This is a genomic window from Pseudonocardia sp., from assembly GCF_025465255.1.
GTDB lineage: Bacteria > Actinomycetota > Actinomycetes > Mycobacteriales > Pseudonocardiaceae > Pseudonocardia.
The window spans coordinates 1-9,362 of sequence record NZ_JAODNI010000011.1 but is presented as its reverse complement, the minus strand read 5'-3'; the positions used below and the strand labels follow the sequence as shown (position 1 = coordinate 9,362).

General features: G+C 74.1%; 10 protein-coding genes. 7 read left to right on the top strand and 3 right to left on the bottom strand.

Annotation, left to right across the window (positions count from 1 at the left end):
• Nucleotides 1-1,204: septum formation family protein (locus JWP64_RS01140; protein ID WP_297491147.1), on the bottom strand; the 1,204-nt coding region annotated here is incomplete at its 3' end.
• A gap of 507 nt (nucleotides 1,205-1,711) precedes the next feature.
• Between JWP64_RS01140 and JWP64_RS01135 the strand changes: the two genes are divergently transcribed.
• The 3 genes from JWP64_RS01135 to JWP64_RS01125 are packed head-to-tail and all read left to right on the top strand — an operon-like array spanning nucleotide 1,712 to nucleotide 4,091.
• Nucleotides 1,712-2,413, top strand: coding sequence for a hypothetical protein (locus JWP64_RS01135; RefSeq protein WP_366889183.1), 702 nt, complete (start codon nucleotides 1,712-1,714; stop codon nucleotides 2,411-2,413).
• Between the two features lie 3 nt (nucleotides 2,414-2,416).
• Nucleotides 2,417-3,583, top strand: a complete 1,167-nt coding sequence (locus JWP64_RS01130; protein ID WP_297491144.1) for a glutathionylspermidine synthase family protein — start codon at nucleotides 2,417-2,419, stop codon at nucleotides 3,581-3,583.
• A gap of 55 nt (nucleotides 3,584-3,638) precedes the next feature.
• Nucleotides 3,639-4,091: a DUF350 domain-containing protein gene (locus JWP64_RS01125; protein ID WP_297491142.1), complete on the top strand. Its 453-nt coding sequence runs from the start codon at nucleotides 3,639-3,641 to the stop codon at nucleotides 4,089-4,091.
• A 53-nt stretch (nucleotides 4,092-4,144) separates the two neighbouring features.
• Here JWP64_RS01125 and JWP64_RS01120 read toward each other — a convergent pair whose 3' ends face one another.
• Nucleotides 4,145-5,233 carry an FUSC family protein gene (locus JWP64_RS01120; protein WP_297491140.1) on the bottom strand — a complete coding sequence of 363 codons (1,089 nt, stop codon included), beginning with the start codon at nucleotides 5,231-5,233 and terminating at the stop codon, nucleotides 4,145-4,147.
• 65 nt (nucleotides 5,234-5,298) lie between these two features.
• On the opposite strand from JWP64_RS01120, the gene JWP64_RS01115 reads away from it, so the two are divergent.
• Nucleotides 5,299-5,796: a MarR family transcriptional regulator gene (locus JWP64_RS01115; protein WP_297491136.1), complete on the top strand. Its 498-nt coding sequence runs from the start codon at nucleotides 5,299-5,301 to the stop codon at nucleotides 5,794-5,796.
• A 4-nt stretch (nucleotides 5,797-5,800) separates the two neighbouring features.
• Here the strand turns inward: JWP64_RS01115 and JWP64_RS01110 are convergent, their stop codons facing one another.
• Nucleotides 5,801-6,910 (bottom strand): nucleotide disphospho-sugar-binding domain-containing protein, encoded by a 1,110-nt coding sequence (locus tag JWP64_RS01110; RefSeq protein WP_297491134.1) that lies wholly within the window; start codon nucleotides 6,908-6,910, stop codon nucleotides 5,801-5,803.
• A gap of 64 nt (nucleotides 6,911-6,974) precedes the next feature.
• On the opposite strand from JWP64_RS01110, the gene JWP64_RS01105 reads away from it, so the two are divergent.
• The 3 genes from JWP64_RS01105 to JWP64_RS01095 form a co-directional block, all read left to right on the top strand.
• On the top strand, nucleotides 6,975-7,787 hold the full coding sequence (locus JWP64_RS01105) for an HAD family hydrolase (protein ID WP_297491133.1): 813 nt from the start codon (nucleotides 6,975-6,977) through the stop codon (nucleotides 7,785-7,787).
• 203 nt (nucleotides 7,788-7,990) lie between these two features.
• A complete protein-coding gene (locus JWP64_RS01100; protein WP_297491150.1) occupies nucleotides 7,991-8,536 on the top strand; it encodes a phosphatase PAP2 family protein in 546 nt (181 codons plus the stop codon).
• Nucleotides 8,533-9,362 (top strand): decaprenyl-phosphate phosphoribosyltransferase (locus JWP64_RS01095; RefSeq protein WP_297491130.1); only part of this gene is annotated, 830 nt, incomplete at its 3' end. The genes JWP64_RS01100 and JWP64_RS01095, both read left to right, overlap by 4 nt.

Genomic DNA, 9,362 nt, shown 5'->3' with positions numbered 1-9,362 from the left:
CGCCGCTGGGCGCGGTGGACGGGTCCGCGGGGGCGGGCGGGTTCGCGTCCGGCGTGCCGGTGGGCGGCGCGGGGACGCCCGGGGTGCCGCTGGCCGGCGGGGCGACCTGGTCGCTCACCGAGACCGATCCCTTGACCGGGCCGGTGACCGGGGCGAACCCGCTGCGGTCCGGCAGCAGGGCGGCCAGGTTGCAGTTGACCCGCCGGGTCCCCGCGTTCCAGGACTCCTCGGTGAGGTTGTCCCAGTAGACCGTCAGCTTCTTGTCCGTGATGACCTGCTGGCCTCCGGCGTACTCGCCGGCGATCCGCGAGCACTCGGGCTGCAGGAAGTTGTCCTGGTCCCCGACGGCCGGGAAGGCGGCCGGGAACTTGCCGGCCAGGTCCACGATCCCGACGGTCTCGACGGCGTGCGGCGCGTCGCAGGGGACGGGGTCCCCGACGGTGCGGCCGTCGATCGCGAGGCAGGTGCCCGGCTCGTGGACGCCGGACTGGTCCTGGTCCGCGGCGCGGCCGGTCAACGGGTACAGCGCGCCGGAGTGCGAGGCGCTCTGCAGACCGCAGCGCAGCTCGCGGTTGCCGTCGTCCCACTTCTTCTGCGACGGCTTGAGCGCACCGACGCGGTACCTGCCGTCCGGGTCGAACTTCCCGTTCAGGTAGCCGAGCACGACCGGGGTGCAGCGCTCGTTGACCAGCTGCTGCCAGGTGCGGTCGTCCGGGAGGCGCGGCTGGTCCGCCAGCTGCACGGTGCCGGCCTGCTCGAACAGGTGCGGCCGGGCGCAGTCCACGACCGCGGTGTCCGCGGCGTCCTTGCGGGACCAGTTGAGGCAGGTCCCGGGGGACGTCGGGGGCGGCGGCGCCTCCTGGGCCTCGTCCGCCGCGGTGCCGGCCGGGGACGGCAGCGCCGCGAAGGACCCGAGGACCGGCACGGTGGCGCCGGCGACGGTGTCCAGGGTGGCGACGCCGAGCATCGTCAGCGCGCCGATCAGGATCGCGGTAACGACCCGCTTCGACTGGCGCACGGACGGCAGACCGCCGGGCCTGCGCGGGCTCTTCGCGGGCGGGCGGGTGGACCGGGTCGCGCCGGTGCGCGGCTCCGCCGAGGAGCTCGGGGGGGACGAGGAGCTCCGGGGAGCGCGGACCGGTCGGTCGTCCACGGCGACGGCCCGGGTGGGCTGCTCGCCCGACGGCGTGAAGAGAGGGTCCATGGCGAGCGCCATCATGCCGTCCCCGGAAGAGGGACCCCGAATCGGTGCGGTGATCACTCGGTCATCGGTCGGGGACGTGCTGCGAGACGTCGGACGGGACCGCCGGGCGAACCGTGTGGGTGACTTTCGTCGCCGGGACGTGGAGATCGTTCGACGAGCGGGTCCGCCCACGCGGCCGAGCGGTGCGTCGCGGTTCCCCGGTGTGCACCGCGTCGTCGTCGACGGGCTGACGTGCCGAGCGACACCGGGCGAAGGCGATCATCGCCGCCCGTCGGGGGGAGAAGTGGCGTGAGACCTCGCCGGGCGGCTGATCGAGCTCCGCGGCTGGGACGCGGAGTGCGCGGCGTGGCTCAGGACGCCCGCCCGGCAGGTTCCGAGGCTCGTCGAGCCGGGCACCGGGCCTGGCTCGGAACACCGTCCTACCAGGAGCGATATCGAGCCGAGATCCAATGAGGCGACGTCCGTCCACCGGCGGCCTGTACCGTGCGCGCGAGGGGTGGTCGACTGATGAGCGAGAACGACGGCCGGGGCGGGTCCGGTCAGCCCGCCGAGGGTGCGGGCGCCGGGGACGAGCCGAGGTCCGAGGCGGTCCCCGCGGACGAGCCCGGCCGTGGGTCCGGCGACGAGCCGAAGGACGGTCCGCCGGCGCGGCGCGGCCGAATGGAGCGCCAGGACGCCGGCACCACCCCGCGCGAACCCACGCTCGCCGAGAAGCGTGCCCGCCTGCAGGCCGAGCGGCGCCGCCGGGACGAGGAGCGGGAGGCCGCCCTCAAGCAGGAGGCCTCGCACAAGAAGCGCAAGCGCATCCTGATCGGCGCCGGCGTCACCGTCGGCGTCGTCGCGCTGATCGCCGTCGGCTATGCCGTGACCGGCGCCGACGAGACCACCGAGGCCCGCTGCACCGACGAGCACAACGTCGTCGTGGACGACAGCAACTGCGCCACCCCCGCGGCCGGCAACGGGGGCTACATCGCCGGCGGCGGCTTCTTCCCGATCTTCATCGGCGGCGGCGGCCGGCAGTACCACTACAACTACGGCGGCTCCGGCAACATCGGCCAGGTCGCCAACGGTGGCACCACGGTGGCGCCACGCACCGGCTCGGTCGCCACGCCGTCCGGCAAGTCGATCTCCCGCGGCGGGCTGGGCGTCAGCGGCGGGGGCTCCTCCTCCGGCGGGTCGTCCTCCGGCGGCAGCAGCAGCGGGAGCTGAGGCGTGCGCAGGGAACGAGGAGCCCCGCGGCCGGACTGGCAGCGGAAGGTCCGCGAGCAGGGGCTGGTCTACGACGCCCCGGGTCGCGGCGAGGGCGGTGCCTCGCGCCCGTACTGGGACGAGTCCGTCCACTACGTCTTCGACATGGACGAGATCCTGTCCCTCGAGGCGGACGTCGAGCTGCTGCACTCGATGTGCCTCGAGGCGGTGGACCACGTCGTCACCACCGAGCGGTACCGGGACTTCGCGCTGCCCGAATGGTGCTGGGAGGACGTCGCGAAGTCGTGGAAGCGGCACGACCCACACGTCTACGGCCGGTTCGACCTGCGCTACGACGGCTCCGGGCCGGCGAAGATGCTCGAGTACAACGCGGACACCCCGACCACGCTGCTCGAGGCGTCGATCCTGCAGTGGTACTGGCTCAAGGACACCCATCCCGACGACGACCAGTGGAACTCCCTGCACGAGCAGCTCGTCGAGCGGTGGACGCAGATCAAGGGCCTGCTGCCCGGCTCCGAGGTGCACTTCACCTGGTCCGGCGGGGACACCTCCGGCGAGGACCACGTGACCGTCGGGTACCTGCAGGAGACGGCGGCCGAGGCCGGCCTGGACACCGTCGGGCTGGCCATCGAGGACCTCGGCTGGGACGTGGACCTGGACCGGTTCGTCGACCTCGCCGAGTCGCCGATCTCGGCCGTCTTCAAGCTGTACCCGTGGGAGTGGATCCTGGGCGAGGACTTCGGCAAGCACGTCGTCCGGAGCCTGCCGGAGACGCTCTGGATCGAGCCCCTGTGGAAGACGCTGCTGTCCAACAAGGCGCTGCTCGCGGTGCTGTGGGAGATGTACCCCGGGCACCCGAACCTGCTGCCCGCGTACCTGCGTGACCCGGGCCTGCTCACCGAGTACGTGCGCAAACCGCTGCTAGGCCGGGAGGGTGCGAACGTGGACATCGTGGCGCCCGGCACGGCCGAGGTCTCCACGGGCGGCGTGTACGGCCAGGAGGGCTTCGTCTACCAGCTCTTCGACCCGCTGCCGCAGTTCGACGGGTTCCGCCCCGCCCTGGGCGCGTGGATCGTCGGCGACACCGCCGCCGGACTCGGCATCCGCGAGACCGTCGGCCTGGTGACCGACGACGGCGCGGCGTTCGTCCCGCACCGGATCCCCACCTGATCCCCCGCACGGTCCCTGACCCAGCTCCCCCCGCACCGCCTCCGGAGGCATCGAAGTGCTCACGACCCTTGCTCTCGCGCCGGGCTTCTTCTCGAACGTCGGCCGCGGGATCGGCGCGATCCTGCTCTACGCCGTCATCGGCCTGCTGCTGATGCTCCTCGGCTTCTGGGCGATCGACCTGACGACGCCCGGCAAGCTCAACCGGCTCGTCCGCGACGGCATGCCGAACGCCGTGATCGTCACGTCGGCCGGCATCGTCAGCATGGCGTTCATCGTGGTCACAGCCATCTGGGGCGCGTCCGGCGCGCTGGCCGAGGGCCTGCTCGCGTCGCTGATCTTCGGCCTGGTCGGGATCATCGCGCAGGTGGCGGGGGTCCGCGTGCTCGAGTGGATCACCGGCATCCGGATCGGCGCGGTCCTTGCGGACCCGGAGCGCAGGCCGGAGGCCTGGGTCGTCGCGGCCGCGCACATCGCGCTGGGCCTGGTCGTCGCGGTCGCCATCATCTGACGCCGCCGGCGGTTCGGGCTTCCGAGGCGTCCGGGCGGGCGTAACCGGTCCGGTCAGGTGCGGGCGGGCTCCGGCACGGCCTCCGCGGCCGTGCGCCCGGTCGCCGCGGGAGCGGTACGGGACGTCGCACGGTGCCGTACCGCCAGCACGAGGATCCCGGCGGCGATCCCGATCGCGGTGGTGACCAGCCGGGCCGCCAGGAGCGCGCAGGTGTCGACGCCGCCCGATCCCGGGGTGCCGAGCAGCATCGCCAGCGGCGTGATGAACAGCAGCGCGATCCCGTAGTTGCGCATCACGAAGAGCTCGGCCCCGAGCTGGGCCACGACGATCGCGACGATGACGGCCCACGCCGGCAGGTCGAGGGCGAGCACCCCGGCGGCGACCGCCAGGCCGGCGCACGTCCCGCCGATCCGCAGCAGGCCGCGGGCCAGGCGCTTCGTCGGGCCGGGGACCGAGAACGGCACGACCGCCGCGATCAGCGCCCAGTAGCCGTGGCCGAGGCCCGCGCCGGCGGTGAGCAGCCCGGCGAACGCGACCGCCAGCACCACGTCGACGAGCGTGCTGCGGGAGCCGCTGCCGCGCGCGAGCACGTCCCGGACCCGCGCGACCCGCAGCGGACGGCGCTGCCACCCGTCGCGCCGGACGATGCCGCCCGCCGCGCCGACGAGCACCGAGAACGCGGCCGACGCCGCCGTGACCCCGACGGCGAGCAGGATCCCGGGCGCGTCGTGCGCGGGCATGGCGGACGAGGCCCCCGCCGCGAAGACGAAGAACATCGGGCCGGCCGGCTTCCAGCCGACGACCTCGGCGATCACGGCCATGACCGCCGTCAGCAGGACGAGCACGCCGAGGGTGCCCCAGGACGCCCCCGGCAGGTGGGCGGCGAGCAGACCGATCCCGACGTTCGCGGTGAGCAGCGCGCCGATGAGCGCCTGCTGCCGGCTTCGGAGGGGGAACCGCAGGGACCGGCCGTAGAAGGCGGTGAACGCGCCGAAGCCGGCGAACCCGGCGAGCTCGAAGTGGCCCAGGAGCACGAGCAGGACGAGGGGCACGCCGACGGCGACGCCGCAGCGGAACGCGGGACGGTGCGCACCGGCGTGCGCCTCCCAGCGGATCAGCTCCTCGATCAGCCCATGTCGCACGAACGCATTCCTTTCACCGGTGTAGTAACCTGACGATAGTTCACTGGTGAATGAAAGGTCCACTCATGCCTGCGGAACGTGATGCGATCGACGGGATCCGCGCGGACTGGGCCGCCCTGCGTCCCGACCTGGACACGGAGCCGATCGAGGTCCTCGGCCGGATATTGCGGGCCGCCCGCGTCCTCCAGCAGGCGGCCGATGCCTGGCTGGAGTCGTCCGGGATCACCCGGAGCGAGTTCGACGTCCTCTCCCAGCTCCGCCGGGCCGGCCGGGGGCTGCGGCCCGGGGACCTGACGGCCGGGATCGTCGGCTCCCCGGCGGCCACCACCAAGCGGATCCACAAGCTCGTCGCCGCGGGCCTCGTCCTGCGCGCGCCCGACCCGGCCGACGGCCGCGCCGCCCTGGTCGAGCTGACGCGGGCGGGCGTCGAACTGGTGGACGAGGTCCTCCCGCGGCAGGTCGAGGCGGAGCGCCGGCTCGCGTCGGTCCTGGACGCCGACCAGCGCGCCCAGCTCGCCTCGCTGCTCCGGACCGCGCTCCTGGCCTGGGAGGCGCCGGCGTAGGGCCTCAGTCCAGGGCCGCGACGTCCGCCACTCGCGCCTCGGGATGCGGCATCGCGGCCATCTCCGACCGCACCTGCCGGGCCACCGAGGCCAGCTCGCCGTCGCGGGCCAGGGTCGTCAGGGCCTGCGCGGTGACCCTCCCGGTGAGCCCCGCTCCCCGGCGGGCGACGAGCTCGGCGTTGAGCCGGCGGTCCCCGGGCCCGGGCATCGCGAGCTGCGGGATCCCCGCGGCCAGGGCGCCGAGGGCGGTTCCGGCCCCGCCGTGGTGGACCACCGCCGCGCACACCGGCAGCACCTCGGCCAGCGGCACCCAGCCGACCGTCCGGACCCGCCCGTTCGCCCTCCGTTCCAGCCGCGGCTCCGGGCGGACCAGCACGATCTCCGCGTCGACCTCGCCGGCGACGGCCAGCGCCGCGGGCATCGGGTCCCCGCCCGGCCCGGGCACGGTGCTGCGGCTGACGAGGATGCGCGGCCGGTCCGACGGCGTGCGCAGCCAGGCCGGGACGACGCCCGAGCCGCCCGAGCGCGGCACCATCCGCATCGGCCGCCCGGTCCGCGGCCCGACGACGCTCGGCGGCGCGATCGTGAGGACGAACTCCGGGTCCGGCAGGCCCTCGTCGAGGCCGTGCCGGCGCAGTGCCCGCTGCATGAGCCGGGAGCCCGCGGTGGCCCGGACCAGTGCCGGGCCGTCGAAGAACGAGTTCTCCTGGAGCACGGCCGGGACGTCGTGCCGGGCGGCCGCGAGCGCCCCGGCGACGGCGAGCGGCTCGTGGATCACCGCGTCCGGCCGCCACTGCTCGACGACGGTCACCATCCCGTCCGCGAGCTCCTCGTTCAGCGCCCCGAACATCCGCGACACCATCCGGGTGCCGGCGTTCCCGGCGAGCTCCGCGCGCGCGTCGAGCGGGTGGGCCAGCATGGTGCGCGCCGCGATCCGGCCGAACGAGGTCTCCCGCGCGACGTCGATGACCGGCAGCTCGCCGGTGTCCACGTTCAGCGCGTCCCCGCCGGTGGCGAGCAGCACGTCGTGCCCGGCCGTCCAGAGCGCCTCCGCCAGCGGCAGCATCGGGATCAGATGCCCGGCCAGCGGCGCGGACACCACGAGCACGCGCATGTGGGCGACTCTAGTGCGGCGCACGTAGTCTGGTGGACGTGATCGGGGACCGGCGGGCGCTGTAGTGCAGGCACCACGGCTCGTCGCGTCCGACGTCGACGGCACCCTCCTCGACGACGACGGTCGGGTCACCTCGCGCACAGGGCTGGTCATCGGCCGGCTCGTCGCCGCCGGAACCGGGTTCGTGCTCGTCACCGGCCGTCCGCCGCGCTGGATCCCGCCGATCGCGTCGCAGGTCGGCGTCGTCCGGTACGCGGTGTGCGCGAACGGCGCGGTGCTCTACGACATCGACGAGGACCGCGTGGTGTGGTCCCGCACGCTCCCCGCCGAGGCGCTGGCGGAGCTGGCCACCGCGGCCCGCGAGCTGCTGCCGGGGTCGACGCTGGCGGTCGAGCGGGTGGGGGAGGGCGCGTTCGACGCGGCCGCCGCGCAGTTCGCCGCGGAACCGGACTACGAGCACGCCTGGCCCGACGCGGACAACTCCAGCGAGGCCCGCGCCGAGCTGCTCGCCCGGCCCGCGGTGAAGCTGCTGATCCGGCACCCGCGGATGACCAGCGACGCGATGATCGCCGCGCTCGAGCCGTCCGTCCAGGGCGTCGTCGACCTGACGTTCTCCCACCCCGGCGGTCTCGTCGAGGCGTCGCCGGCGGGGGTCACCAAGGCGACCGGGCTCGCCGAGGTGGCCGCCCGCCTGGAGGTCGCGGCCGCGGACGTCGTCGCGTTCGGGGACATGCCGAACGACCTGGAGATGCTGCGCTGGGTGGGGCACGGAGTGGCGATGGGCAACGCCCATCCGGCGTTGAAGGCGGTGGCGGACGAGGTCACCGCGTCGAACGTGGACGAGGGCCTCGCGCTGGTCCTGGAGCGCTGGTTCTGATCCCCGGCCGGGCAGGCCCTCCGGGGGCGGCGGCGCCACCGCGTAGCATCACGGCCCGTATCCGTGCCTCGTAACGATGCACAGCCCGTATCCGCCCCGCAGATCGGCGTCGGCTGGTGACAGCCGTGCGCACTGGAGGCCTGCTCGTGGCCGAGCTGTCGAACACCACCGCCGGGATCCCCGTCCTCGACCCGACGACGGACCTGCCGGCTCCCGACCCCGTGGGCGAGGTCGCGCTGCTCGCCGCGGTGCAGGGCGCCGTCGCCGCACCGCCGGTCGTCAGGGTCGCGCGCGGCATGTCGCACTTCGGCGAGCACGCCGCGGGCTGGCTCGCGATCGGCCTGGTCGGTGCCGCGGTGCACCGCAAGGACCCCGCCCGACGACGCGAGTGGCTCGGCTCCGCCGCCGCCGTCGCGCTGGCCCACGGCGCGTCGATCGGCGTGAAGCGCGTCGTACGCCGCCCGCGGCCGGACGATCCGTCCGTCCGTGTGCTCGTCGGCACCCCCAGCCGGCTGAGCTTCCCCTCGTCCCACGCCACGTCGACCACCGCGGCCGCCGTCCTCTACGGCGGGCTGCTGCGCACGCCGATCGGCCTGGTGACCGTGCCGCTGATGGCGCTGTCCCGGCTGGTGCTCGGCGTGCACTACCCCAGCGACGTCGCCGCGGGCTCCGCGCTCGGCGCCGGCGTCGCCCTCGTCTCCCGGCGCGTGCTGCGCCGTCGCACCGCCCGGAGGAAGATCCGCTCATGACCAGCACCGACGTCACCCCGAAGGTGGGGGGCACCCCCGCCGGAACCCCGAGGGCCCTGGTCGCCGGCGTGGTCCGGACGATGCGCCCGCGGCAGTGGGTGAAGAACGTCCTGGTGCTGGCCGCGCCGTTCAGCTCGGGTGACCTGTTCCACGGGCCGATCGCGCTCAAGCTGCTGATCGCCTTCGTCGCGTTCTCCCTCGCCGCGTCGGGCGTCTACCTGGTCAACGACGCGAAGGACGTCCTGGCCGACCGCGCGCACCCGACGAAGAAGGAGCGGCCGATCGCGGCCGGCATCGTGCCGGTGAAGGTGGCGTACGCCGTCGCGGTGGTGCTGTTCGCGGTCGCGATCGCCCTGAGCCTGCTGGCGTCGGTCCAGCTGCTGATCGTGCTCTGCGTGTACGTGGCGGTTCAGCTGGCGTACTGCTTCTGGCTCAAGCACCAGCCGGTCCTGGACATCTGCATCGTCGCGTCCGGCTTCCTGATCCGCGCGATCGCCGGTGGCGTGGCCGCCGCGATCCCGCTGTCGCAGTGGTTCCTGCTCGCCGCCGGATTCGGCTCGCTGTTCATGGTCGCGGGCAAGCGGTACGCGGAGATGATGCTCGCCGAGAAGACCGGCGCGAAGATCCGCAAGTCCCTGGAGAGCTACTCGCCGTCCTACCTGCGGTTCGTGTGGGCGCTCTCGGCCACGACCGTGATCATGACCTACTGCCTCTGGGCGTTCGAGATCCGCGCCGCGCACCACAACTCGGTGTGGTCGGTGATCTCCATCGTCCCGTTCGTCGTCGCGGTGCTGCGGTACTCGGTGGACGTGGACAGCGGGAACGG

Coding starts and splice junctions, on each gene's coding strand:
- JWP64_RS01135 (WP_366889183.1), top strand. CDS start 1,712: ATGAGCGAGAACGACGGCCGGGGCGGGTCCGGTCAGCCCGCCGAGGGT.
- JWP64_RS01115 (WP_297491136.1), top strand. CDS start 5,299: ATGCCTGCGGAACGTGATGCGATCGACGGGATCCGCGCGGACTGGGCC.
- JWP64_RS01110 (WP_297491134.1), bottom strand. CDS start 6,910: ATGCGCGTGCTCGTGGTGTCCGCGCCGCTGGCCGGGCATCTGATCCCG.